The following is a 26,260-nucleotide window of genomic DNA, read 5'->3' as shown; positions in this document are numbered from 1 at the left end:
ATGAGTCAGGTCGTCGGCCGGTAGCCCAGCATGTCCAGCAGTCCGTCGAGCTGGAGCTCGAAGAGTTCGTCGCGATCGGTGAAGGTGTCGGCGCCGTACATGTCGAATACGTCGGCGCTTATCGCGCCGAACAGGCTGGTCCAGAAGGTGATTCCGCGGGCCAGCAGCCAATCGGGTAGTTCTAGGCCGAATTCGGTGCGGATGCGGGTGAAACTGGCTGAGAGGGGCTGGGATACCCGAGGCTCCGGGGAGGGCGGTTCGAGTAGGCGCGCCTGGTGGGCGCGGGCGAACAGGGTTTGCAAGGCGGCGATCACCCGGGTGCCGGGGGCAACGGTTTCGTCGGCGGGTGCCTGGTAGCCGGGGACCGGTGTGCCGAAAAGCAGTCCGTAGCGGGCGGGTTCGGTGTGCGCCCAGTGGCGAATCGTGCGGGCGACGATGCGGAGTTGTTCGATCGGGTCGTCGGGCGCTGCGGTGAGCGCGGCGTCGACCTCGTCGCCGAGTGCGTTGTACCCGTCCACCACCAGCAAGGTGAGGAGCTCGTCGCGACTGCTGACGTACCGGTAGACCGCCGAGGAGACCACGCCCAGATCGCGGGCGACCGCGCGCAACGACAGGGCCGCGGCACCGTGCGTAGCCAGGTGTTCGCGGCCGATGCGGACTATGTCGTTCATGGTCTGGGCTCTTGCTCGGGCCCGCGGCGTCGTCGGCATCTACCCACGGTGCAATATTCGGAGAGCGATGTCAACAACAGCGAGCACCGCTCTTGAATTCGAGCCTACCCTCCCTCATTCGGCACGCAACCTACCCGGTAGTAGTGTTATCCGAGTCACTGGCGACCCGATCGAGGAGTTCTTCATGGACCAGCGAGCAACGGATTTCGACGTCCTCATCGTCGGTTCTGGGTTCGGCGGCAGCGTCACCGCGCTCCGGCTGGTCGAGAAGGGCTACCGGGTCGGCGTCCTGGAAGCGGGTCAGCGGTTCGCCGACGACGAGCTGCCCAAGACCAGCTGGGAGCTGAAGAAGTTCCTCTGGGCGCCGAAGCTCGGCTGCTACGGCATCCAGCGCATCCATCTGTTGCGCGACGTCCTCATCCTCGGCGGCGCCGGTGTCGGTGGCGGATCCCTGAACTACGCCAACACGCTGTACGTGCCGCCGGAGCCGTTCTTCCGGGACGCGCAGTGGCGCGACATCACCGACTGGCGCGACGAGCTCGCTCCGTACTACGAACGCGCGCAGAAGATGCTCGGCGTGGTGCGCAACCCGCACATGACACCGGCCGACGAGGTGTTCAAGCAGGTCGCCGACGACCTCGGTGTCGGCGACACCTTCGTGCAGACCCCGGTCGGCGTGTTCTTCGGCGAACCCGGAAAGACGGTGCCGGATCCGTACTTCGGTGGCGTCGGGCCCGAGCGCACCGGTTGCGTCGAATGCGGTGACTGCATGGTCGGCTGCAAATACGGCGCCAAGAACACGCTCGTGAAGAACTACCTCTACCTCGCGGAAAAGGCCGGAGCGGAGGTCATTCCGATGACGACGGTCACCGATCTGCGCCCGCACCCGGACGGCACCTGGGACGTGTCCACCGCCCGCACCGGTGCCTGGGTGCGCAAGCAACCGAAGACCTACACCGCCGCGAACGTCGTGCTCGCGGCCGGCACCCGCGGCACCCAGAAGCTGCTGTTCGCCATGCGGGACAAGGGCAATCTGCCGAAGCTCTCGGACCGGCTCGGCCAGCTGACCCGCACCAACTCCGAATCGATCGTCGGCGCGGCGACCAAGAAGGTCACCCCGGGTGTCGATTTCACCAAGGGGGTGGCGATCACCTCGTCCATCCACCCGACGCCCGACACGCATATCGAACCCGTCCGCTACGGCAAGGGCTCCAACGCCATGGGCCTGCTGCAGACGCTGATGGTGGACGGCGGCGGCCGAATTCCGCGCTGGCTGCGCTTTCTCGGCATCCTGCTGCGTCATCCGATGGACCTGATCAGCTTCCTGAGCACCAAGAACTGGAGCGAGCGCACCATCATCTCGCTGGTCATGCAGCATCTGGACAATTCCATCACCACCTACACCAAGCGCGGACTGTTCGGCCGCAAGCTGACCAGCAAACAGGGCCACGGCGAACCGAATCCGACCTGGATTCCGGTGGGCAACGATGTGACCCGGCGGGTGGCCGCCAAGATCGGCGGCATCGCCGGCGGCAGCTGGGGCGAGATCTTCAACATCCCGCTCACCGCCCACTTCCTCGGCGGCGCGGTGATCGGCGCCGACCCCGAGCACGGCGTAATCGACGGCTACCACCGCGTTTTCGGTTACCCGACGCTCAGCGTCGTCGACGGCGCGGCGGTCTCGGCGAACCTCGGCGTGAATCCATCGCTGACCATCACCGCCCAGGCCGAGCGCGCCGCCGCCTACTGGCCGAACAAGGGCGAGGCGGACATCCGTCCCCCGCTCGGCGCGGGATATCAGCGGATCTCACCGATCGCCCCGATCGCGCCCGTGGTACCCGCGAACGCGCCCGCGGCGCTGGTGCTGCCGATCGTCGAGATCCGGGAAACCCCGGCCGCAGGCTGAACTCACACCGCCGCGGGTTCGGCGTGGTACTGCCGACGGTGTTCGATCCACGGTTCGTGCTGTTCTTCCGGGCTCATCGCGAGCAGCCGCCGCAGTTGGGCCCAGTGCGTTTCGTCGGTCGGGGTGTAGATCTGCACCCAGGCACCGGCCACGGCGGGTAGTGACATGCTGGTGATGAACATTTCCAGTTCGCCGATGGCCAGGTTGCGGATCTGCTTGATCCGGTTCGCCGGAACCGCGACATCGTTGCGGGCCCACAGCGCCGCGAAGTCGGCGCTCTCGGAACACATTTCCTCGATGAACTGTTGCCAGCTCGGGTCGTCGAGGTTCTTGGCGTAGGAGCCGCGCAGGTAGGCGACCATCCGGCGCAAGTCATCCCAGCTGTGCTTGTAGGTGTTGCAACACTGCGGGGTGAGGAACACCCGCCGCGCGACATTGCGCTCCCCCATCAGGAAGCCCGGGCACAGCGCCGCGTAGGACTGGTTGTACGCCAGCAGGTCATACCGCGCGCTCAGCACCGCCGCGGGCAGTGGCGCCAAATGATCGAGGATGGTTTGCATTTCCTCGGGCAGCGCGGTGTTCGAGGTCGGACTCGGCACGGTCGGTACGTCGGCCAGCCGATAGAGGTGCGCGCGCTCGGCGTCGTCCAGCGCCAGCGTCCTGGCCACCGCGTCGAGTACCTGCACGCTGACATTGATCTGGCGGCCCTGCTCGAGCCAGGTGTACCAGGTGACGCCGATGCCGGACAGCTGCGCGACCTCCTCGCGTCGCAGGCCCGGCGTCCGGCGACGCGGGCCGGGTGGCAGTCCGACATCGTCCGGAGAGATCTTCGCCCGCCGCGATTTCAGGAAGGTTCCCAGTTCCGCACGCCGCGCTTTGCGCACCGCCCGCACATCGAGCACATCGGTCATCCGATGATCGTGCCCGAAACAGCTAACGGTATCCAGGTGCTGGTAGTACCAGTTTTACGAAGTTCATTCGCGATCAGGTGCGCGACCCGACACTTCGGGGCGTGCTCGGGACCGAGTTATTCGGTAAGTTGATCACTTGTGCCCAAGTCCCGGATGCTGGAATTTCCACGCAGGGGCCCAACGCTTTTCATACTGGCCGCAAGCGCCGTTCTGGCGGTGATCCTGCTGTTCACCACGGTCGATCCGTGGCTGGAACGGGCAGGCATCCTGGACGGCGGGCTCGACGTGCACGTGTATCGGGACGGCGCGTGGCGCATCCTGCACGGACTGCCGCTCTATACCGAGCCGACCATCGCTGGGCTTCTGTACACCTACACGCCCTTCTCGACCATCGCGTTCATCCCCATCACGCTGATTCCTTGGTTGTACGTAGCCGACACCTGGTTGGTGCTGAACCTGATCGCCCTGTTCGGCTGTGTCTTGATCAGCTGGCGCATCCTCGGGTACCGGATCAACGCCAGGCTCGCCGTCGTCAGCGCCCTACTAGGGCTCACCTGCGCGTTCATCGAGCCCGTCCGGACAACGCTGTTCTACGGCCAGATCAATCTGATGCTGATGCTGCTGGTGCTGTGGGACTTCTCCCGGCCAGACCGCAGCACGCTGCGCGGTCTCGGCGTCGGCGTGGCGGCGGGCATCAAACTCGTCCCGGGCTACTTCGTCGTGCAATTCCTCGCGCTGCGGCAATGGCGGTCGGCCTGCACCGCCGTGGCGGTGTTCGTCGCGTCCATCGTTCTCGCCTGGATTGTGCTGCCCGCCGATTCCCGCCAGTACTGGACCTCGACGTTCTTCCAGTCCAATCGGATCGCGGACGATATGCACCCGTCCAACCAGTCCATCCGCGGCACCATCGCGCACCTGACCCATCACCCGGCGCCGGTGTGGCTGTGGCTGCTCATCGCGGGCTCCGTCGCGCTGGTGAGTCTGGCCGTCACCGTCGGCCTGTACCGGCGTGGCGAACACCTCCTCGCGGTCACCCTCGCCGGACTCACCGCCTGCGCGGTCTCGCCGTTCTCCTGGGACCACCACTGGGTGTGGTTCGTCCCGCTGTTCGTCTATCTCCTGCACAAGGCGCAGTCGCAGCCGTGGTGGTGGCTCGGTGCGGCCGCGCTGTTCGTCTCGATCGGCGCGTGGACGTGGGAATACAGCCCGGACTACGTTGTCGTCGGGCTGTTCCTGTTCCCACCGTGGTGGCCGTTCGCCCAGGTCCTGATCAACAGCTTCGTCATCGTGTACGCCGCCGTCCTCGGGGGCTCGGCCGTAGTTTTGCGTCGCCTCCGGCGCGAAGGTGCCGAACGCACCGACGAGGTGCGGGCGGCGGCCTGACAGCCGTCAGAGCAGCTGGAGCAGTTCCAGATCGCTGACGTACTTGTCGATCAGTGGCGCGGACAAATGCGGGATGTCGTGTTCCGGGCCGATCTTCGCGGTTTGCACCGCCGCTTGGAATTCCTTGGCCGGGAGCAGCGCGCCTCGGACGGCGGGGCGGGGGTTGCGGTAGGCGTCCAGCAACGGCAGCACCGAGGCCTGGCGTTGCTTTTCCGGCAGCGCGCGGATCGCGGTCTCGAAACGGCTGAACCACTCGCTGTAGTCGGTGATCCGCTGGATCGGGTGGCCGGATTCGACCAGCCAGTCGACGAATTCATCGAGGGAGATGCCGTCGTCGTACGGATTGAGCACGTCGTAGGTCCGGAACCCTTCGGTGGCTTGGATGCCGAGCGCGGTGATCGCCGCCGCCGTGAAATCGGCGGGCAGGCCATCGTAGTGGGCCCGCTGCCGGTTTCCGTCCGGGTCGGTTCGGTAGAACGAGTACGGCGCGACGCCGGTGGCGACCAGGCTGAGGATCAGCCGGGTGAACACGTCCTGGACGTTCAGCTGACCCGCGTACCGGCTGTGCGCCAGGATCATGTCCGAACGGAACACCACGACCGGTAGGCCGCACAAATCGTGTGCTTCGCGCAGCAGGACCTCGCCCGCCCACTTGCTGTTGCCGTAGCCGTTGGCGTAACTCTCGCGCACGACGCGCACCGCGCTCATCTCGCGGACGTCGCTGTTCTCCTGGTACTCCGCCGGGTCGACCTGGTCGGCCACACCGACGGTCGACAGGTAAGTGACCGGCTTGCGCCGCGCTGTGATCGCCAACCGGACGATTTCGGCGGTACCGACGACGTTGGGACCGAACAGCTGGGTGTACGGCAGCACGTGGTTGACCAACGCGGCGGGATGGACGATCAGGTCGACGGTTTCGGCCAGCCGCTGCCAAGTCGCCTCGTCCAGACCGAGATTCGGGTCGCCGATATCACCGGCGAGAACTTCCAGGGTGCGTGCGGCCAGTTGCCGGTAGTGCTCGAGCAGACCGGGATCGCCGCTGTCGAACGCCGCGTCCAGCCGCTTACGGGCCGCGGCCGCGTCACTACCGCGCACGATGCAGATCAGCGTGCCACCCGTCTGGTTCAACCGCTCCAGCCATTCCAGGCACAAGAACCGGCCGAGATAGCCGTTCGCGCCGGTCAGCAGCACTGTCTGCGCGGGCACCGGCGCGTGCGGAATGCTGTCGGCGGCAGCCAGAGTGCGGGCATCGATGAACTTGTCGAGGGTCAGATCTGCGGCGCGGATCTCGGAACCGCCGCCGTGCACCGAGGTGAAGGTGGGACGCTTCGCGCCCGAGTTCCGTTCCGCCTCGATGTACTTCGCCAGATCGCGCAGGTCGTTCGCCGGGCTGACGACGACACCCACCGGCACCTCGACCCCGAAGATCTCGTGCAGCAAGTTCGAGAACGACAGCGCGGAAAGGGAATCGCCGCCCAAATCGGTGAAGTGCGCGTCGGGGCGCATGTCGGCGGAGGCGACGCCGAGCATCGCTTTCGCTGCCCGGCTGACGGTTTCGAGCACCGGCAGGTCGGCGGCTTCGCGGCGCAGCGCGAGCAGCTCATCGGCCTGGCCGGCCGCGAGATCGGTGTACATCTGCTCGAGCTGAGCGCCGTAGCGTTCCTTCAGCTTGGGGCGCAGCAGCTTCGCGATACCGGAGAGCAGTCCGTTGGCGATGGTGAACGGCTCGGTCTCGATCAGGAAATCGCGCGGGATCTCGTAGGGCTGCAGGTTCGCGTCCTTGGCGATGCGCTGAATCGATTCGGCCAGTGCCGATTTCAAGGTGGCGGTGTCGCGATCGCGCAGTGCGTCGTCGGTGGGGACGATCACCGCGAGCAGGTAGGAACGTTCGCTGCTGCCGTAGATGAAGATCTGCCGGATCAGCGGGCTGCTGGCGAACACGGCCTCGAGATGGGCGACGGTCACGAACTCGCCCTGCGACAGCTTGAGCACATTGTTGCGACGGTCGACATAGACCAGCCGATCGTGCTCGAGCTCGGCCACGATGTCGCCGGTCTTGTAGAAGCCGTCCTCGTCGAAGATCTCCGCGGTGACCTCGGGTCGCTTGTAGTAGCCCGGAATCATGGTGTCCGCCTTCAGCAACAGCTCACCACGCGGATACGGCCGGTCGGTGCGGAAATAACCCAGTTCGGGCACGTCGACGAGCTTGTAATCGAGCACCGGCGGCCGCTGGATCTGGTTGTCGAGCAGCACGCTTGCGCCTGCCTCGGTCGACCCGTACCCGTCGTGCAGTGGCAGATCGAGGACGGACTCCATGAACGTCTTCATCTCCGCGGCCAACGGCGCGCTGCCGACGACCGCCACCAGGAAGCGGCCACCGAGGTAGTTCTGCCGGAGGTCGGCTTTCACTTCCCGATCGAGCGTGTCCAGGTCGGCGCCCGCCACCGAGCGCCGGTCCAGCTCGCTCTGATAACGCTGGAAGACCATGTCGCACACGCGCGGGACGAAGAAGATCTCGGTGGGACGTACCAAGCCGATGTCTTCGAACAGTGTCGACATGTCGCTCTTGGCCGCGAAGTACGCGGTGCCACCGCGGGCGAGCACGCCGAACAGCGATATGCGACCGGCGATGTGGCTCATCGGCATGTAGTTGAGATTGATCCCGACCCGTTGCGAGTTCCCCTGCAACATCGAGTTCCCCTGCCACATGGTGGCGGCCAACCGACCGGTGTACATCGCGCCCTTCGGCGTTCCGGTGCTGCCGGAGGTGTAGATCAGCAGGGCCAGCGGGTCATCGTCGGCGTCGGGGACGAACAGTGGCGCGGCCGGTAGGTCGCGGCCCCGGGCACGCACGGCATCGAGCGTTTCGACGATCACCGGGCTGCCCGCGTCGGCGAGGCGGCGGCGGGCGGATTCGAAGGCCGCACGCTGGTCGTCGTCCTCGGGGTGGTAGTCGAAGACCACCAGTCGTTCCGGTGTGGTGCCCGCGAGCAGGCACTCGACCGCCGCATCGAGGTGCTCCGGTGTCGAGGCGAGCAGCCGCGGCGAAGTCTCGGTGAGGATCGCGATCAGCTGGGACACCGCCGCGCTGGCCTGTAGCGGCACGGTGACCGCGCCGAGGTGGATGTCGGCCAGGTCGAGGGTGGCATAGTCGGTGCTGGTGAAGCCGAGCAGGGCGACGAAATCACCTGCGCGCAAGGGGTTCTCGGGATCATGATGCCAGGCCGCGGCCACCTCGCCGACTCGCTGCCACAGTTCGCGATAGGTGATCGTCTCGAATCGGGGAAGTAACCGTAGCGAGGTGCGTCCTGTCGCGTCGTCGGTGCGCAGTTCGAACGCGCGCTGCCCGACGGCGGGGCGGTCGGCGTAACTCTCCATCACGGTGGCGACGATCTGCGCCAGCCGCATTCCGGGTTCGCGCAGCGCCGCGCTCACCGCGTCGAGCGGACGCGCGGCCTTGACCTGCTCATCTTCTGCAAACAACTGTGCAATGCGGCGCTGTAGCCGCTCATCCGGTGAATCCACCGCCATGGCAAGCCTCCCTTGTCATATGTAGGAAAAGCCCTGCAACCCCTAAAACACGTTAGCCTAAGTAAATATTTCCGGAAAGGTGATGCGCGGCGGCGACTCGAGTGGTCTTGGCCACATCGGACAGGTAAGGCGACCACTCCACCGCAACGGCCCAGGATCCGACCGCTTATCCAGGTGTTGCCGGTACCAGTTTCAACGGGCTCCTGTTACCGGTGTCATCGAGCTCGCAAGATCAGCATATGACCCAGATCTTGTCGCCGGAGTCGGCCGCCGCATCGCCGGTTGCCGCGCCCCCGGCAGCTCCACCGGCCGCGTACGGTGCGCGGCGCACCCTGGCCATCCTCGCGGTGATCCTCACCGGCCAGTTCATGGCGGTGCTCGACGCCTCCATCGTCAATGTCGCGATTCCGTCGATTCGCGATTCCCTGCACACCACCGGCGCGGCCTTGCAGCTGATCGTGGCCGGTTACGTGATCGCCTACGCGGTGCTGCTGGTGACCGGCGCACGGCTCGGCGACCGATTCAGTCAGCGGCGGATGTTCATCGCCGGACTGGCCCTGTTCACGGCCGCATCGCTGGCCTGCGGGCTGGCCTGGAACGAGGCCGCACTCATCGTGTTCCGGTTCGCCCAGGGCGTCGGAGCGGCGGCGATGGTGCCGCAGATCATGACGCTCATTCAGCGAAACTTCACCGGTCACGCGCGGGCCAAGGCGCTCAGCGTGTACTCGGCGATCATCTCCGGCGGCATGGTCGCCGGGCAGGTGCTCGGTGGGCTGATCGTCAGCGCCGATCTGTGGGGCAGCGGCTGGCGCGGGGTGTTCCTGGTCAATGTGCCGATCGGCGTGGTGCTGCTGGTGCTCGCGCCGCGAATTCTGCCCACGGCGACCCAGCGCTTCGATCGCAAGCTCGATCTGGCGGGGCTCACCATGCTGACGGCGGCGGTACTGGCACTGGTACTCCCCTTGGTGCTCGGCCGGGAGTTGGATTGGCCGGTCTGGTCGTGGATCTCGTTGGGCGCCTGCGTGATCGGCTTCGCGGCGTTCGTCGGGATCGAGCGGTCGGTCGCGGCGCGTGGTGGTGAACCGCTCTTTTCACACCGGGTGCTGGCCGCGCCGGGACTGCTGCTCGCCGCCGCGACGCTGTTCGTGATCATGGCGACCTTCGGCGGGTGGATGTTCGTGATGGCCATCCATCTGCAGAGCACTCTCGGCTACAGCGCATTGCATGCCGGGCTACTGTTCATTCCGATGGGCGTGACGTTCGCACTCGCGAGCCTGAACTGGGAACGCATCCCGAATCGCTTGCACACCAGCATGATTCCGCTCGGGCTGGTGCTGGCCGCGGCGAGCATGGTCGCCATCGGCGCGCTGCTGCGCAACGGTGCGGACGTCGGAGCGCTCGTGCTGGTGCTGCTGGCGATCTGCGGTATGGGCAATGGGCTGGCGTTCAGTCCGCTGATGACGCGGACGCTGGCCAAGGTGCCGATGAACCTGGCCGCGGACGCCAGCGGAATCCTGGTGACCAATGTGCAGCTCGGCATCGTGGTCGGCATCGCGTCCTTCGGCACGCTGTTCCTCGGGCTGGCGGGTAGCACGACGCTGTCCGCGGCGCACGCGCTCGGCGGCACCGCCATCGCGGAAGGAGTGACGGTGCTGCTCGCAGCGGGTCTTTCGGCCCGCGCCGCGCGGTAGTCCTCGGAGTCCCGGGCTCGCCTGAGCCCGGGATTCGGGTCGGCGCGGTCGTCTTCGAATCATCCCGACGCAAACCGTCGCGCCCAACCGCACCGAATTGCATGCTCGAGGAGGGCTGCGCCGCCGACAATGGCGTTGTCACTGCCCTTCGATCGGAGCACGGAAGAAGGTGTCGGATGGGCGTTTTCGCGCTCGGTATCGAACTCGACGGCGAAGGCTTCCACCCCGACGCATGGCGACGCGCCAGACATGCGCCGGACCGTCTGCTGACCGGCGACACCCTGCGCACCCGCGTCGCCGCGGCCGAGAACGCGGGCTGCACGCTCGCGACCTTCGCCGATTCCATCCTGCCGCCCGACGCCGTCGCGGGCCGCATCGACGCGGTGACCCGTGCCTCGTTCGTCGCGGCGACCACCAGCACCATCGGCCTGCTTCCGACGGTCGAAACCACTTACGCCGAACCGTTCCACACCTCCTCGCAGATCGCGACGCTGGACTATGCGTCACGCGGCCGGGCCGGTTGGATCGCCGAACGTATCGACGACGCGCGCGCGGCCGCCGCCTGGGGCCGCCCGCGGATCACCGGTGAGGACGAACTCGCCAGGGAATACCGCGATTCCATCGAGGTGGCGCGCCGCCTGTGGGACTCGTGGGAAGACGACGCGGTAATCCGCGACCACCCCCACGGGCGCTTCCTGGACCGGAACAAACTGCACTACATCGACTTTCGCGGGGCGACGTTCTCGGTGAAGGGCCCGGCGATCGTGCCACGCCCGCCGCAGGGGCAACCGGTGGTATTCGGCGCCGACGGTGACGTCGACGTCCGGCTCGTCGCGGCCGATTCGGTCGCCGCCGCGATCGAATCGGCGGAACAGGCGCGATCGGCGGGCACGCCGCTGGCCTTCGCCGAAATCGACGTCACCCTGGATACGCCCGCCGCGACCGCAGTCGAACGGTTCGGCGCCGCGCCCTCGAATTCTCCTGCCCGGCTGGCCTTTTCCGGATCGGCCGCCGCTCTCGTCGACCTGCTCACCCACCTCAGCGCCCACCTCGACGGCGTACGCCTGCACCCGGCGGTCATCGATGAAGACCTGCCGGTACTGACCCGCGAGGTGCTGCCCGCGCTGCTGCGTACCGGCGTCACGCACCGTCCGGTGCCCGGCTCGACGCTGCGCGCGAACCTCGGGCTGGCCCGTCCCGCCAATCGCTATGCCGCGGCGCACTGACCGACAGGAGCCAACGACATGACAGTCCATCCCCGTCCAGACGCTCAGCTCCATTTCGGTGTGTTCTTCCAAGGCGTCAACCACACCACCATCTGGTCCGATCCGGCCAGCGGCTCGCAGATCGACTTCGAGACCTTCCGGCGCGTCGCGCAGACCGCCGAGCGCGGCCTGTTCGACGCGTTCTTCCTCGGCGAGGGACTGCGGCTGCGCGAGCAGGACGGCAAGATCCTCGAATCGGACATCGCGGGCAGGCCGGATGCGATCGCCCAGTTGGCCGCGCTGGCCGGTGTCACCCAGCACATCGGCCTGGTCGCCACCCAGAACACCACCTACAACGAGCCCGCCGATCTGGCGCGCCGCTTGAGTGGCCTCGACCTGATCTCCGGCGGCCGCGCCGGATGGAACGCTGTCACCACCGACAACGCCTGGACGGGCGAAAACTTCCGCCGCGGTGGCTATCTGGCGCACGCGCGGCGCTACGAGCGAGCCGGGGAGTTCCTCGACATCGCCCGTGCGATCTGGGATTCGTGGCGCGACGGGGCCGTCGCCGCCTCCCAGCAGAGCCCGTCCTGGGCACGTGCGGGCGCCATCCGTCCGGTCGAAAGATCCAGCGACCACTTCCAGGTCACGATCACACCCACGCTGCCGCGCAGCCCCCAGGGCCATCCCGTCATCTTCCAAGCCGGTGACTCCCCCACCGGCCGCGACTTCGCCGCCACCCACGCCGAGGTCATCTTCTCCAGGCACGGAACACATTTCGACGAAGCACTCGCCTTCGCCGATGACATCCGGGCCCGGCTCCGCGCCGCGGGGCGTCCCGACGACGACATCAAGATCCTCCCCGGCACCCAGATCGTGTTGGCGGAGAAGGAATCCGAAGTCGAAGAGAAGGTCCGCTGGGTCAAGGACGGCCAGTACACCGGCCAGACCGCCCTGTCCCTGGCCGGGCAGGTCTGGGGCCGCGACCTCTCCCACCTGGACCCCGACGGCCCGCTCCCCGCCGACGATCCCGAACACCGGCCCATTTCCGAAACCCGCGGCGCGCCCCGTCACGGACAAGACCCGCACGCCATCGCCCGCGAATGGCGAGCCCGCGCCGAAGCCGAAAACCTCTCCCTCCGTGAAGTGGTCATCGCCACCACCGAACGTTCGGGCTTCGCGGGCACTCCCGCCCAGGTAGCGGACGAATTGGCCCGCTGGGTCCGCCACGGCGCCGTCGACGGCTTCAACGTCTCCCCCTACCTCGTCCCCACCGGGCTGGACGAGATAGTCGACTGGCTGATCCCCGAGCTCCAGGAACGAGGCGTCTACCGCACCGAGTACACCGGCACCACCCTCCGCCACCACCTCGCCCTCCGCGAACCCCTCACCCACCGCAGCTGAGCCGCCCTACGGGTCCGGCACGCCGGGGAGCCCGGCGAACAGCAGCTGGAAAACCTTGGGCCCGTTGACTACCACCGCGGTGGACGGCGCGTAGGGGGTCCGTTCGGCGGTGTCGGTGACGAGGTACGGGGCGTGGCTGCCGGGGATGCGATCGAGGATGCCGCCGCAGTGCGGGCCGCCCGTGGCGTTGACCTTCGGGAGGTCGTCGGGATAGGCGTACGGTTCCCCGCCGGTCATGAAACCGGCGAAAAAGACCGCGCCCGGTTGCACACCGCCGACGAAGGATTCGGCTGCGGGCAATGCCTGAGCGAGACCGCGGATCAGGCAGTTCAGCGCGGGCTCATACGCGTTCAGGAGGCCGGTGGTGGGACGGAGCAGGTCTAAAGCCGCGCTTACGGATGGCTCGTTTTCGGTGAGCACGGCCGTGGTGGTATCGGCGAGCCCGATGACGTTCACCAGCAGCGCGTCCACCTCAGGCTCCCGGTCTGCGATCGTCGTGCTCGTCGACGTGACATTCGCCGTGGTACGCAACAGATCTTCCAGGGTGTCCGCGTACAGCCCACTGACCTCGGCTGTAGCGATCGTGTCGCGGTGCAGGGCGGGCAGGCTCGGGTTGAGGTCCTTCAGGTAGGCGTCGGCGCGCGCCAGCAGGTCACCGAGCCGTTCGCCGCGGCCCTGTAGCGCGATACCGAGGGCGGTGAGAGTGGCATTGAGCCGTTCCGGTGCCACCTTCGCCAGGATTTGCGTGAGATGTTCGAACAGCGTGTTGAATTCGACCGTCACCGCTGCCGCGGACACCGTCGCGCCGTCACGCAGCGGTTCGGCTGACGGGTGCCGCGGGACAACCAAATTCACATATTTCGCGCCGAAGATGGTGGTGGAGCGGATATCGACACGCACGTTCGCCGGAACGAGCTCCAGTACTTCGGGATCGAGCTCCAGTCCCAGCAGCACCCGGTCGGCCACCCGCCGCACCGATGCCACCCGCCCTATCTCCACCCCACGCAGTTTCACCTTCGCGGCGGGATCGAGCACCAACCCACTGCGCGGCGCGTCCACGGTGACGGTGGCCGTCGCACCGTACCGGCCCGCGAACATCGAAAGGGCCGCAACGACTGTCGCGACCAGCGTGACCACCAGCGCCGCCCCGGCCAGCTTCAATCGCACCGCCGACCACAGCGACCAGCTTGCCCGGTCATCCGTGTCGTAGTACTGTCCAGACACGTGTCCATGATAGATCCGGACCGCGATCCTCGGGAGGATTCCGATGACTCTGGTTACGCCACAACGTGTTTCGGGAGGACAGCAGGAACACGGGCATCTCGATGAGTTTCGGAGTGATCCGATCGGATTGATGCGTCGGGTGCGGGCGGAGTGCGGGGACGTCGGATCGTTCGAGCTGGCCGGGCGCCAGGTGATCCTGCTGTCCGGCGCCGAGGCGAACGAGTTCTTCTTCCGGTCCGGCGACGAGGATCTGGATCAGGCGGCCGCGTATCCGTTCATGAAGCCGATCTTCGGCGAGGGTGTCGTGTTCGACGCACCGCCGGAGCGGCGCAAGGAGATGCTGCACAACCAAGCGTTGCGCGCCGAGCAGATGCGGGGCCATGCCGCCACGATCGGCCGTGAGGTGGATCGGATGCTGGCGCGCTGGGGCGACGCGGGCGAGATCGACCTGCTCGACTTCTTCGCCGAGCTGACCATCTACACCTCGTCGGCCTGCCTCATCGGCGTCAAGTTCCGCGACGAACTCGACGAGCGCTTCGCCAGGCTCTATCACGACCTGGAGCGTGGCACCGACGCCCTGGCCTACGTAGACCCCTACGCCCCCATCGAGAGCTTCCGCCGCCGGGACGCCGCCCGGGCGGAACTGGTCGAGCTGGTCCAGGGCATCATGGACACCCGCGCCTCGAATCCCCCCGCGGGCAAGGACGACCGGGACATGCTCGACGTCCTCGTTTCGATCGAAGACGAGCACGGAACATCGCGGTTCAGCGCCAGCGAGATCACCGGAATGTTCATCTCGATGATGTTCGCGGGGCACCACACCACCTCGGGCACCGCGGCGTGGACCGTCATCGAACTACTCCGCCACCCCGACCAGCTGCGGCAGGTGGTCGATGAACTCGACGAGTTGTACGCCGACGGTTCCGACATCAGTTTCGGCGCGCTCCGCCAGATCCCGAACCTCGAAGCCGTCATCAAGGAGACGCTGCGCCTGCATCCACCGTTGATCGTGTTGATGCGGGTCGCGCGCGGTGATTTCGAGGTGTGCGGGCATCGCATCGCGCCGGGCGATCTGGTGGCCGCCACACCCGCCATTTCCAACCGCATCGCGGACGACTTCCCGAATCCGGATCGGTTCGATCCGAGCCGCTACTTGGATCCGAGGCAGGAGGACATCGTCAATCGGTGGACCTGGATCCCGTTCGGGGCCGGTCGGCATCGCTGCGTCGGTGCGGCGTTCGCGCTGATGCAGTTGAAGGCGATCTTCTCGATTCTGCTCCGGGACTGGGAATTCGAGATGGCGCAGCCGTCGGAGAGCTACCGCAACGACCACAGCAAGATGGTTGTGCAGCTACTGCAACCATGCACGGTGCGCTATCGAAGGCGGCGGCGCTGAATATGATTCGAGGCCCGGTCGCGCCGATGACGCGACCGGGCCTCGCATTTTGCACTCAGAGCAACGATTCCACCGCGGCGACGAGCGCGGGGGCGTCCGGTGCGACGGTCGGCCGGAAGCGACCGGCGACCTTACCGTCCCGGTCGATCAGGAACTTCTCGAAGTTCCACTGAACATCGCCTGCCGTACCGTCGGCATCGGCCGTCTCGACCAGCGTCGCATACAGCGGGTGCTGGTTTTCACCGTTGACGTCGGTCTTCGCCAGCAGCGGGAAGTCGACGCCGTAGGTGGTCGAACAGAACTGCTGGATCTCCTCGGCCGAGCCGGGTTCCTGTCCCATGAACTGGTTACACGGCACCCCGACCACGCTGAGTCCGCGCGGACCATAGGACTTCTGCAACTCGACGAGCCCGGCGTATTGCGGCGTGAGCCCGCATTTCGACGCCACATTGACCAGCAGCACCACGTTGTCGCCGGCCAGTTCCGCCAGCGTCGCGGGTTCCCCGCTGAGTGTCTCTAGCGGTACGTCTCGAAGATTCATTCGTATCGGACCTGCCAATTCTTGATTCCGTTGATCCACCCCGACCGCAACCGTACCGGATCGGCCACCTCGGTGATCTTGGGCATGGCGTCGGCGATGGCGTTGAACATGAGGTCGATTTCCAGCCGGGCCAGGTTCGCGCCGACGCAGTAGTGCGCGCCGGTGCCGCCGAAACCGACATGCGGATTGGGGTCGCGCAGCACATCGAAGGTGAACGGATCGGTGAACGCGTCCTCGTCGAAGTTGGCCGATCCGTAGAACAACCCGAGCCGCTGGCCCTGCCGGATCAATTCACCGCCGAGTTCGGTGTCCGCGGTAGCCGTGCGCTGGAATGCGGACACCGGTGTGGCCCAGCGGACGATCTCGTCCGGCGCGGTACGCGGCCGCTGCGCCTTGTACGGCTCCCACTGCTCCGGATTGTCCACGAAGGCCTTCATGCCGTGCGTAATGGCATTGCGTGTCGTTTCATTGCCCGCCACCGAAAGCAGGATGACGAAGAAGCCGAATTCGTCGGAGCCCAGGGACTCACCGTCGACGTCGGCGTGCACGAGTTCGGACACGATATCCCCCGCCGGATGGCCACGCCGCTGTTCGGCCATGTTCCAGGCATAACCGAGGATTTCGGTCGAGGCGAGCGCGGGATCGCCGTAATCGGGGTCGTCGTAGCTGAGCATCTGATTCGACCAGTCGAACAGCTTTCGCCGATCGGCCTGCGGCACGCCGATCAGCTCGGCGATCGCCTGCAACGGCAGCTCGCAGGCGACCTGCTCGACAAAATTTCCGCCGCCCGCCTTTTTCGCCTCGTGCACAATGGCATGCGCTCGTTCAGTCAATGCCGCGCGCAGTCCCTCCACCGCGCGCGGCGTGAAGCCTTTCGTGATGATCCTGCGAAACTTGGAATGCTTCGGCGGATCCATATTCACCAGCAGCACGCTCGATGCCGCCTGCTGCTCGGGAGTGATGTCATCGGACAGCCGAATGATCGAGCCCTTGCGCTCGGACGAGAACAGCTCCGCATTGCGCGAAATCTCCTTCACGTCAGCGAGCTTGCTGACCACCCAGTAGCCGCCGTCGCGGAACCCACCCGAGTGATCGTCGGGCTGCGGGTTCCACCACACCGGAGCGGTCCGGCGCAGCATCGCGAATTCCTCGACGGGCCTTCGTGTCTCCCACAGCGCCGGATCGGTGAAGTCGAATCCGGCCGGCAACGACGGTGTCGCCACGGCTACCTCCTCGGGTGGATTGCGAACCGCGCCCACAGCCCAGGGCTTGGGCTCAGCGCAGCCTTGTTCTACGCATCAGTCGCAAGGACGTCAGCGTCATCTTCAATTGCTTCTCGTACGGCTGCCCAGCTCGCGCGGACAGCACCTGACGCTTGAGCACGCCCACGTTCACCGTGTCGGTGTACTTGAGTAGTCCTTGGTCGCCGTGCCGCGTCCCGACTCCAGACTGCTTCACCCCGCCCGACGGCGTCGCCTTAGCGGCGTAGGTGGCCACGAAGCCGTCGTTGATGTTGATATTGCCCGCTTGGAGCTGCGCGGCAATTCGGTTGGCGCGGGCCAGGTCTCGGCTCCACACGCTCGCGTTCAGGCCGTAGTCGGTGTCGTTGGCGAGCCGGATGGCCGCCTGCTCGTCGTCGAACGGATAGACGCTCACGACCGGGCCGAACGTCTCCATGGTCGCGTGCGTCATCTCCGGCGTGACGCCGGTGAGCACGGTCGCCTGGTAGAACGCGGGGCCGACGTCGGGCCGCGCCTTGCCGCCGGTCAGCACGGTGGCACCCTTGGCTCGGGCATCCTCGACGTGCGCGGCGACCCGTTCCATGTGCTGAACCGACACCAGCGACCCGAATTCCGGCGTGTAGTCGTACGCGGCGCCCATCTTGCTGTTCAATTCGTCAGCGGCGGCGACCAATCGGCGCACGAACTCGTCATAGCGGCTGCGGTGCACGTAGATCCGTTCGATGTGCATGCACGCCTGGCCCGAGTTGGCGAACACCGAGAACGCCGCGCCGGGGATCACCTCGTCGAGGTTCGCGTCGTCGAGCACGATCATCGGGTTCTTGCCACCGAGTTCCAGGCTGCATCCGATGAGGTTGCGCCCGGCCTGTTCGCCGACCACCCGGCCGGTGGCGGTCGAGCCGGTGAACATGACGAAGTCGACATTGTCGATCAACGTCGGACCGATGTCGGGACCCTCGCCGCAGACGACCTGGACCAGCCCGCGCGGCAGCCCGGCCCGGTGCAGCAGTTCGACGCCGTAGAGGACGCACAGCGCGGTCTTGTTGTCCGGCTTGAGGATTACGCCGTTGCCCGCCATCAGCGCGGGCATGGCGTCGGACAGCGCGATCGCGAACGGGAAGTTCCACGGCGCGATCACGGCGACCAGCCCTTTGGGCCGGTGTTCCTCGGTCGAGGTGGTCAGGATCGGCATCGGACCGCCGCGCCGCTTCGCGCGCAACACTCGGCGCGCGGTCTTCAGGTAGTGGCTGATGACCATCGGCACGTCGCACGATTCCTCGACGGCCATCCGGCGGGTCTTGCCGCAGCCGATCTGGATGAGATCGGCGATCGTCTCGACCTCGGTCAGGATCAGCTCGTGCGTCCGCTCGAAGACACGCAGCCGGGTGCGCAACGGTAGCGCGGCCCACTCCTGTTGTGCCGCACGGGCGGTCGAGGCAGCCGCGATCACGTTGTCCGGCGTGGACTGCGGGAGCTCACCGACAGCGGCGCCGGTGTAGACCTCGGTCATCGAGTACGGTGCGGCGTTACCGTCGGCGGCGACCAGGCCGGTCAACCGCTCGATCAGTGCCCCGGTGATCCGTGCGGGCAGCACTGCCGTCGGACTGTTCGTGGTCTCAGTACTCATTGGGACTTCTCCATGACGTGCGGAATCGCCGCAGGTATCGGGCTGGGCATAGTCTCCGAATTAGAACACGTTCTCGTTATCCGGCGCTGGCGTTCGCTCGGTCTCATGGTTCAGTCCGCTCGAAAGTCCGGCGCGTGCTGTGCCGCGTAGTCCTTGGCCCACCGGTAGTCGGGTTTGCCACTGGGTGCCCGGCCGATGACGTCGGCTACCCAGATCTTCTTGGGCACCTTGTAACCCGCGAGGTGCTTGCGCACGTAACTGTCCAGCGCGCCGAAATCGACCGGGCCCGTGGCCGACACCACGGCCGCGACCTGCCACCCCCACCGCTCGTGCGGGACGCCGATCACCACGGCGTCGTAGATCCCCTCGTGGGCCTTGACCACGCCCTCGACCTCTTCGACGAACACCTTCTCGCCGCCGGTATTGACCACCATGTTGCCGCGGCCGAGCAGGGTGACCGAGCCATCCTCCTCGATCCGCGCGCGATCGTCGGTGACCACGATGCGTGCCCCGTCGACCGTCTTGAACAGCTTGTCGGTCTTCACCGGGTCCTTGTAGTAGCCGATCGGGACCGACCCGCTCTTCGCCAACCACCCTTCCTCGCCGGGCCGGACCGGACGCCCGTCGTCGTCCACCACCACCGAGCCACGCCCCGTCTGCACCCGGGGCCCGCGACCGGGATTGTCGTCCTTCTGCGCGAAACCGATTCCGCCGAAACCGGTTTCCGACGAGCCGATGGAGTCGGTGACGACCAGCGACGGAAACAGTTCCAGCAGAGTGTTCTTCACCGGCTGCGACAGCAGCGCGGCACCGGAGCCGATGGCCACCAGTCCGGACGCGTCGACAGGGCGGGCGCGATAGGCGTCGATCAACGGCCGCGCCATGGCGTCGCCGGTGATCACCATGACCTGCGGACGATGCCGAACCACCGCCTGCCACACCCGCTCTGGGTCGAATCGCGGCTCGAAGAGCACGGCGTTGCCGGACCACAGCGCGGTGAACGTCGGCATCATGGCGGCCGCGTGGATCAGCGGCGGCAGCACGAACCAGGTGCTCTGCTCCCGTTGCGCGCCGACCCGCGACTGCTCGTATTCGTCGGCGACCGGGACGCCGGTGTAGAAGTCGATGCCGCCGCCGAGCACGCGCCACATGTCTTCCTGGCGCCACATCACGCCCTTCGGCAAACCCGTTGTGCCGCCGGTGTACATCATGAACAAGTCGTCGGCGCTGCGTTCCGGGAAGGCACGCTCCGGTGTGCCTCCGGCGAGGGCGTCCGCGTAGTGCACGGCGTCGACCGGCGGATCCGTGTCGGCGGTGTCGTCGGGCACCACGATCCGGTGCTGGATCGAACGGACCTGTCCCGCCGCCTCGTGCACCGCGCGGGCGTAGGAGGCGTGGTACACCAGCGCTTGCAGATCCGCGTTGTCGTAGACGTAGCGCAGTTCCTCGACACCGTAGCGGTAGTTGATATTGATGGGGACGGCTCGAATCTTGAAGCAGGCGAGCAGCGTTTCCACGGTTTCGATGCCGTTGTGCATCTGGAACCCGACATGTGTGCCCACTCGGATGCCCGCGGCGGTCAGGTGCGCGGCCAGCCGATTGGCTCGCGCGTCGACTTCGGCGAAGGTCAGGCGGCGGTCGCCGGCGAGCAATGCCACTCGATCGGGCATCGCGTCGACGGAATGTTCGAACAGGTCGGCGAAGTTACGTGCCACGGCTATTCACTCTCTCGATACTGGTCACACCACCGTGAGCGGCAAGAGGATGCCTCGGTCGGTGAAGGCGAAGGCGGCGCCGGTGCTGAATCGGGTCAGCGCGACCTCGGACGATTCGCGAAACGGTTGGTCGGCACAGGTGATTTCGACCGTTAGTTCATCGTCGCCGGAATCCACCGCCTGCGCGGTGAATCGGGGATTCACGCCGCGGACCATCGCGTCGACCGGCGCGAGGTGCTCGGCATCGATCAGCGCGGGCCATGCGCCATCTGATTGGGCACCGCTGTCGCGTGGAATTACAAGTCGGACACCGCCTTCGGTCCGCAAGACGCGGATGCCCGTATAGGCCACCGGATTCCATGCCGGGTGCAGGCGCAGCACGGTGGCAAGGGCAGCCGGGTCGTCACCGAGCTGCAATGCCTTGCGCAGGCGTTCCGCGGTGAGCCCGGCGATGCCCGCGAATTGCTTGCGGCCGATCTCGAACGCCGCGGCCGGGTCGAGGCGGGAGCGCAGCGCGACCAGAAAGCCGAGGGTCAGCAGGTGGTGCTGCAGGCACACTTCATCCGCCATGCGGACCAGCGCCGACTTCGAGAAGTCCGCGAAGCGAAGATCGCTCAGCAGCGGGCCCGCGTAGTCCGACTGTCCGTCGTCGTCGAGGTCGATCTCGGCCAACGCCAGTCGTGCGGCGGCGGAGTTCGCGACCAGGTCCGCGTTCGGCGGCACCGGCGGCGGAACGTGCGCGACGTCGATGGTGACCGTCCACGCGCACATCGGTTTCCGGTCGACCGGTCGGCGCGGCGGCCGATGGATCGGCCGGACCTGGGCGTGCGGGTTGGTGGCCAGCGCGGTGGCGTCGAAGGTCGGGTCCTCGATGTCGTGGCACATGGCGACCACGAAGTCGTCCCCCATCGGCTCCACGTCCAGCAGCGCGCCACAGTGGTCGAGCCAGAATTCCCCGTGGTCGCGGTCGTCGACACGGAATCGGAAATCCATGAACTGCGGCGGTGCGCCGATATCCAGCTGCAACCCTTTGAAGATGGTCGCCACGTCGTCACCGGTGAAACCGAACGCTCGCTGCATCCGCCGGGTGTAGACCGGGCTGGCCAGCTGCCACTCCTCGATAGCGACGGCGGTCATGCCCGCCCGGCCGAAGGCCGCGATGGTGTGCGCCATGCCGGACCTGTCGATCAGATGACCGCACAGCAGCAACTCGGGCAGCAGCGCGGCGAGCTGCACCCGCGACAGCTGCTCGAAATTGCTCACCGGCATCACGTTCACCACAACGGGACCGGCGCCGCACCGATGGGATACCACCCGGGCAGTGGGCCCGCGACCGAACGTTCGATCCGCTTCTGCATACCGGGCGGCAGCACCTGCTGGGTAATCATTTCCAGGAACAGGTGCGAGACGTTGCCGAAGTCGAAAAAGTCACGCTGCCACGACCATTGGTAGTCACCGCCGTAGCGGAACCAGCTGCCGCCGATGCCCTCGGGCGAATAGTGGCGCCCATCCGGCCGTTTCACCTCCGACACCTGTTTCCAGAAGCCGATCACGGTGCCGCTGCGGTCGTCGATGACGAATTCCTGGTACGGGTAGGTCCAGCCGTCGAGTCCCCGCATCTCCTGGCCGAGGGCCAGTTCCCGGATCTCATCGCGGCCGACGGCCATGAATTCCTGCGTCGGACCGTAGTTCCAGCCGTAGGTGGCGTCCTCGGTGTACATGTCCGCCAGGGGTTTCCAATCCCCTTTTTCCTCGCAGCGCTGGTTCTCCAGCACCCAGCGCCGAACCATCTCGTCCAGCTCGTCACGTGCGAAACTCGCCATCACCGTGAACCTTCCGTCGAAACGATGGACAACGCCTGCGTCGGGCAGTAGTGGACGGCGCGCTCGACGTCGGCACGGGCGGCCTCGTCCGGCGCGTCCATCAGGATTTCGACCTTGCCCCGCTTGGGCACTCGGAACGCGTCCGGCGCCTCGTCCTGACATACGGCGTGGCCCTGACACAGGTCCAGATCGGCGACAATTCTCACTGTCGGCTCCTGCCTTGTTCATTCGTGAGGTCCCGCAACGGCGCCTCCGGCTGGACCTCGACGAGCACGAGATGCGCACCGCGCGGGGTGGAGACGACGGCCGCGACCGCGGCGGCCAGATCGGGCGGGCGCAGCATGTTCGGATGCCGGGCAAAGCCCCAGTCCTGCCAGGACGCCAGCAGCGGGCCGATGATGTCCGGGGTGGAGTTCATGCCCATGCCGGTGAGCGTGGGGCCAGGGCGCACCAGCGACGCGCGAATCCCGGTGCCCTCCAGCTCCATTCGCATCTGGTTCGCCATGGCCTCCAAACCCGCTTTGGCGGCGCTGTAGGCGCCGGTGCGCGGCCGGGGCTCGGGCGCGCAGTCCGAGCTGATCAGTACCACGTCACCACGCCGCCGTTCGAGCATGCCGGGCAGCACCCGGTGTACCAGCCGGTGGGCACCGACCAGATGCACCTGGACTTGCTGGCGGAACCGCTCCGGGTCCATCTCGTGCACCGGCGAGAATTCGATGTCCCCGGCGCTGGAGACGAGCACTTCGATGGGGCCCAACGCCGCTTCGGCCGCGGCCACGAATTGCTCGATGGACGCGGCCTCGGTGACGTCCAGCCGATGCGCGAAGGCTTCGCCCCCATCGGCGCGAATCTTGTCCGCCAGCTCCACGCACTGGTCCACCCGACGTGCGCCGAGGGCGACCGGATGCCCGAGCTCGGCCAGCGTCGCGGCGGTGGCCGCGCCGATACCGGAGGACGCTCCGGCCACCAGAACGGGGCGGCGCGCCGGGTGCGGTTCGAAACGAGGCACTATCTCACCTCCGTGACGATCGGGAGTTTCGCGAATCCGCGCACGTTCGAGGAGTGCACCCGCACGATTCCCGCGTCGACGACGTCATACGACCGCACCCGAGCGGCGAACTCGCGCAAGGCGACTGCCGCTTCCAGTCGCGCCAGGTGCGCACCGAGACAGTAGTGCACGCCCGCACCGAAACTCGCGAGCCCGCCCTTGTCGGCCCGGTCGATGCGGAAGCTGTCACCGTCGTCGAACACCGCGGGATCACGGTTGGCGGAACCGATCAGCAGCAAAACCTTGGCGCCGGCGGGGATGGTGCCGCCGTAGTACTCGAGATCGGCGGTGGCCGTGCGCGCGATCACCTGACTCGAGGTGTCGTAGCGCAGGGTCTCCTCGACCCAATCCGGCACATGCGCGGGTTGCGTGGCGACCTTGGCGTACTCCCCCGGGTTCTTCGCGCCCCAGTACAGCGCGTTGCCGAGCAGCTTCGTGGTGGTCTCGTTGCCCGCCACCACCATGAGGAACAGGAAGCCGATGATCTCCTCGTCGGACAGTGTGTCACTGTCGATTTCGGCGTCCAGCAGCGCGGAGGTCAGGTCGTCGCTCGGCGTGCGCCTGCGTTCGGCCAGCATCTCGGTGTAGTAGGTGAGCAGCTTGATCGACGCATCGACCGCGGCGGGCGGAATGTCGAGCACTCCGTCTTCCCGGTGCACGACCAGGTCGGCGAGTCTGCGGATTTCGACGCGGTCGCTCGCGGGCACACCCATCAATTCGGAGATGACGTCCATCGGTAGCTTGCCCGCGACCTCGTCGATCCAGTCGAACGAGCCCTCGGCGACCGCGGGTTCCAGGTAGGACAGCGTCAATTCCTTGATCCGGCCCTGCATTTCGGCCACCCGCTTCGGCGTGAACCCCTTGTAGACCAGTCTGCGCATGCGCAGGTGCCGCGGATCGTCCATGGCCAGGAACGACATCACCCGGTGCGCGTGCGGGCCCCATGCCGCCGGGTCGAGGGAAACACCGTTGGCGCTGGAGAGCCGTGCGCTGTCCCGGAATCCGGCGGTCACGTCCGCGTGCCGGGACAACGCCCAGAAGTCCAGGCCCGCGTTGTAGTAAAGGGGCGCTTCGGTGCGCAGCCGGTGATAAGTCGGGTACGGGTCCTCGTGGAACCGGTAGTCGTAGGGATCGAACGTCAAAGGTTCCAATGCCGCTGTCACCACACCCACCACACATTCGATAACACGTTCTCCCGAGCTGGACCGGAGATAAATCCTGCGAGAGACACATAGCTGGACATGTGTCTGGACAGTACCACCGGGCCACACCTCCGACAACGGTTCCGGTGGTTTACCAACACCATTGCGCACAATCGCATCGACTCGCACGGAAACCACGGAGATTCCTCACCAACCGTGCGACTCGTGGATCAGAATGACTGGGTTAGAACCTGTTCTTGCAACAAAACGGGACCCGAGACTATATTCCGTACACGTGTCCAGACAGCATCGGAGCAATGCATGAGCAGCCTTCTCCCCGCCGACGGTGCGCGCCTGCTGATCGGCGGCAAGCTGGTCGAGGGCGCGGACGGGGTGTTCGCCACCGTGAATCCGGCGACCGAAGAGGTCCTCGGGCACGCGGCGAACGCGAGCGCCGCGGACTTGGACGCGGCAGTCACCGCGGCCCGCACCGCATTCGACGAGACCGACTGGTCCCGCGACCACGCCTTCCGCGCGCACTGCCTCGACCAGCTGCGCACCGCACTGCGATCCCACATCGAAGAGCTGCGCGCACTCACCATCGCCGAGGCGGGCGCGCCCGCCATGTTCACCCGTGGCCCACAGTTGGAGGGTCCGGTAGCCGATCTCGCCTACTCCGCCTCGCTGGCCGAAACCTACAGCTGGGAAACGGATCTCGGCACCGCGGAACCCATGGGTATCAAGACCCGCAGGGTATTGCGCCGCGAGCCCGTCGGGGTGGTCGGCGCGATCACCCCGTGGAACTTTCCGCACCAGATCACCTTCGCCAAACTCGGTCCCGCGCTCGCCGCCGGAAATACCGTGGTGCTCAAGCCCGCTCCGGACACACCGTGGTGCGCGGCGGCCGTCGGCGCGATCCTTGCCGAGGAGACCGACATCCCGGCGGGCGTAGTGAACATCGTGACCTCCGCCGACCACGGGATCGGCGCGCGGCTCACCGAGCATCTCGGCGTCGACTTGATCAGCTTCACGGGTTCGACCCAGACCGGGCGGGCCGTGATGCGCGGCGCCGCAACGACACTCAAGAAGGCGTTCCTCGAGCTCGGCGGCAAGTCGGCGTTCATCGTGCTCGACGACGCGAATATCGCGGCGGCCTGCGGGGTGGCCGCGTTCTCGGTGTGCGTGCACGCCGGGCAGGGCTGCGCCATCACCACCCGGCTGCTCGTCCCGCGGGCGGCCTACACCGAGGCGGTGCAGGCGGCCGCCGCGACGCTCGACGGCATCAGACCGGGCGATCCGGCCGACCCGCGGACGGTGTGCGGGCCGCTCATCTCCGCACGCCAGCGCGCCAGAGTGGAGCGCTACCTCGAGCTCGCCCGGGCCGAGGGCGGCCGCATCGTGACCGGTGGTAGCCGCCCGAAGAATCACGAGCGCGGCTTCTTCATCGAGCCGACCCTGATCGCGGACGTACCGAACTCCGCGACCGTTGCCCAGGAAGAGATCTTCGGCCCCGTGCTGGTGGTCATTCCGTACGACGGCGACGACGACGCCATCCGGCTCGCCAACGACTCCCCCTACGGACTGTCCGGCTCGGTGTGGGGCACCGACCCGGAGCGGATCCGCCGCGTCACCGACGGGGTGCGGACCGGGACGTTGAGCGTGAACGGCGGCGTCTGGTATTCCGCCGACGCGCCGTTCGGCGGGTACAAGCAGTCCGGCATCGGCCGGGAAATGGGCATCGCCGGGTTCGAGGAATACCTGGAAACCAAGCTGATCGCGACCGCTGGATAAGAGGAGCACA

The 26,260-nt window shown here is 66.7% G+C and carries 20 protein-coding genes; 7 read left to right on the top strand and 13 right to left on the bottom strand.

Annotated features, from left to right (window positions below; translation table 11 throughout):
• Positions 1–5: 5 nt before the first annotated feature.
• Entirely contained in the window at positions 6–710 is a 705-nt protein-coding gene (locus ACFK0J_RS20070) for a TetR/AcrR family transcriptional regulator (protein WP_378742527.1), read from the bottom strand.
• A gap of 145 nt (positions 711–855) precedes the next feature.
• On the opposite strand from ACFK0J_RS20070, the gene ACFK0J_RS20065 reads away from it, so the two are divergent.
• Complete coding sequence (locus ACFK0J_RS20065) at positions 856–2,577, top strand: GMC oxidoreductase (RefSeq protein ID WP_378742525.1); 1,722 nt, start codon at positions 856–858, stop codon at positions 2,575–2,577.
• Positions 2,578–2,579: 2 nt separating this feature from the next.
• Here the strand turns inward: ACFK0J_RS20065 and ACFK0J_RS20060 are convergent, their stop codons facing one another.
• Positions 2,580–3,488, bottom strand: coding sequence for a helix-turn-helix transcriptional regulator (locus ACFK0J_RS20060; protein WP_378742523.1), 909 nt, complete (start codon positions 3,486–3,488; stop codon positions 2,580–2,582).
• Between the two features lie 216 nt (positions 3,489–3,704).
• Here ACFK0J_RS20060 and ACFK0J_RS20055 point away from each other — a divergent pair, with 216 nt between their 5' ends.
• Positions 3,705–4,871: a glycosyltransferase 87 family protein gene (locus tag ACFK0J_RS20055; RefSeq protein WP_378742521.1), complete on the top strand. Its 1,167-nt coding sequence runs from the start codon at positions 3,705–3,707 to the stop codon at positions 4,869–4,871.
• A 6-nt stretch (positions 4,872–4,877) separates the two neighbouring features.
• On the opposite strand, the gene car is transcribed toward ACFK0J_RS20055, so the two are convergent.
• Complete coding sequence (car, locus tag ACFK0J_RS20050; RefSeq protein WP_378742519.1) at positions 4,878–8,402, bottom strand: carboxylic acid reductase; 3,525 nt, start codon at positions 8,400–8,402, stop codon at positions 4,878–4,880.
• 239 nt (positions 8,403–8,641) lie between these two features.
• On the opposite strand from car, the gene ACFK0J_RS20045 reads away from it, so the two are divergent.
• From ACFK0J_RS20045 to ACFK0J_RS20035, 3 genes are all read left to right on the top strand, one after another.
• Positions 8,642–10,093: an MFS transporter gene (locus ACFK0J_RS20045; RefSeq protein ID WP_378742517.1), complete on the top strand. Its 1,452-nt coding sequence runs from the start codon at positions 8,642–8,644 to the stop codon at positions 10,091–10,093.
• Between the two features lie 176 nt (positions 10,094–10,269).
• The gene (locus ACFK0J_RS20040) at positions 10,270–11,319 is read left to right on the top strand and encodes an LLM class flavin-dependent oxidoreductase (protein WP_378742515.1); all 1,050 of its coding nucleotides are present in this window, start codon (positions 10,270–10,272) and stop codon (positions 11,317–11,319) included.
• A gap of 18 nt (positions 11,320–11,337) precedes the next feature.
• Positions 11,338–12,702: an NtaA/DmoA family FMN-dependent monooxygenase gene (locus ACFK0J_RS20035; RefSeq protein ID WP_378742513.1), complete on the top strand. Its 1,365-nt coding sequence runs from the start codon at positions 11,338–11,340 to the stop codon at positions 12,700–12,702.
• Positions 12,703–12,708: 6 nt separating this feature from the next.
• Here the strand turns inward: ACFK0J_RS20035 and ACFK0J_RS20030 are convergent, their stop codons facing one another.
• Positions 12,709–13,926, bottom strand: coding sequence for an MCE family protein (locus tag ACFK0J_RS20030; protein WP_378742511.1), 1,218 nt, complete (start codon positions 13,924–13,926; stop codon positions 12,709–12,711).
• A 43-nt stretch (positions 13,927–13,969) separates the two neighbouring features.
• On the opposite strand from ACFK0J_RS20030, the gene ACFK0J_RS20025 reads away from it, so the two are divergent.
• Entirely contained in the window at positions 13,970–15,322 is a 1,353-nt protein-coding gene (locus ACFK0J_RS20025; RefSeq protein ID WP_378742509.1) for a cytochrome P450, read from the top strand.
• 55 nt (positions 15,323–15,377) lie between these two features.
• Here the strand turns inward: ACFK0J_RS20025 and ACFK0J_RS20020 are convergent, their stop codons facing one another.
• From ACFK0J_RS20020 to ACFK0J_RS19980, 9 genes are all read right to left on the bottom strand, one after another.
• The gene (locus tag ACFK0J_RS20020; RefSeq protein WP_378742507.1) at positions 15,378–15,863 is read right to left on the bottom strand and encodes a glutathione peroxidase; all 486 of its coding nucleotides are present in this window, start codon (positions 15,861–15,863) and stop codon (positions 15,378–15,380) included.
• Complete coding sequence (locus ACFK0J_RS20015; RefSeq protein WP_378742505.1) at positions 15,860–17,086, bottom strand: cytochrome P450; 1,227 nt, start codon at positions 17,084–17,086, stop codon at positions 15,860–15,862. The genes ACFK0J_RS20020 and ACFK0J_RS20015 overlap by 4 nt, the downstream gene beginning before the upstream one ends.
• A 52-nt stretch (positions 17,087–17,138) precedes the next feature.
• Positions 17,139–18,731: a succinic semialdehyde dehydrogenase gene (locus ACFK0J_RS20010; RefSeq protein ID WP_378742503.1), complete on the bottom strand. Its 1,593-nt coding sequence runs from the start codon at positions 18,729–18,731 to the stop codon at positions 17,139–17,141.
• 110 nt (positions 18,732–18,841) lie between these two features.
• On the bottom strand, positions 18,842–20,446 hold the full coding sequence (locus tag ACFK0J_RS20005; RefSeq protein ID WP_378742501.1) for an acyl-CoA synthetase: 1,605 nt from the start codon (positions 20,444–20,446) through the stop codon (positions 18,842–18,844).
• Positions 20,447–20,470: 24 nt separating this feature from the next.
• On the bottom strand, positions 20,471–21,715 hold the full coding sequence (locus ACFK0J_RS20000) for a hypothetical protein (protein ID WP_378742499.1): 1,245 nt from the start codon (positions 21,713–21,715) through the stop codon (positions 20,471–20,473).
• A gap of 5 nt (positions 21,716–21,720) precedes the next feature.
• The gene (locus tag ACFK0J_RS19995; RefSeq protein ID WP_378742497.1) at positions 21,721–22,269 is read right to left on the bottom strand and encodes a nuclear transport factor 2 family protein; all 549 of its coding nucleotides are present in this window, start codon (positions 22,267–22,269) and stop codon (positions 21,721–21,723) included.
• Positions 22,269–22,475 carry a ferredoxin gene (locus ACFK0J_RS19990; RefSeq protein WP_378742495.1) on the bottom strand — a complete coding sequence of 69 codons (207 nt, stop codon included), beginning with the start codon at positions 22,473–22,475 and terminating at the stop codon, positions 22,269–22,271. The genes ACFK0J_RS19995 and ACFK0J_RS19990 overlap by 1 nt, the downstream gene beginning before the upstream one ends.
• Positions 22,472–23,278 (bottom strand): SDR family oxidoreductase, encoded by an 807-nt coding sequence (locus ACFK0J_RS19985; protein ID WP_378742493.1) that lies wholly within the window; start codon positions 23,276–23,278, stop codon positions 22,472–22,474. The genes ACFK0J_RS19990 and ACFK0J_RS19985 overlap by 4 nt, the downstream gene beginning before the upstream one ends.
• Entirely contained in the window at positions 23,278–24,483 is a 1,206-nt protein-coding gene (locus ACFK0J_RS19980; RefSeq protein WP_378742936.1) for a cytochrome P450, read from the bottom strand. Before ACFK0J_RS19980 ends, ACFK0J_RS19985 begins: the two co-directional genes overlap by 1 nt.
• Positions 24,484–24,780: 297 nt before the next feature.
• On the opposite strand from ACFK0J_RS19980, the gene ACFK0J_RS19975 reads away from it, so the two are divergent.
• The gene (locus ACFK0J_RS19975; RefSeq protein WP_378742491.1) at positions 24,781–26,250 is read left to right on the top strand and encodes an aldehyde dehydrogenase; all 1,470 of its coding nucleotides are present in this window, start codon (positions 24,781–24,783) and stop codon (positions 26,248–26,250) included.
• Positions 26,251–26,260: the final 10 nt, after the last annotated feature.

The organism is Nocardia brasiliensis (assembly GCF_042691675.1).
GTDB lineage: Bacteria > Actinomycetota > Actinomycetes > Mycobacteriales > Mycobacteriaceae > Nocardia > Nocardia brasiliensis_D.
The sequence above is the reverse complement of the archived record's forward strand: the minus strand, read 5'-3'. Positions and strand labels throughout refer to the sequence as shown.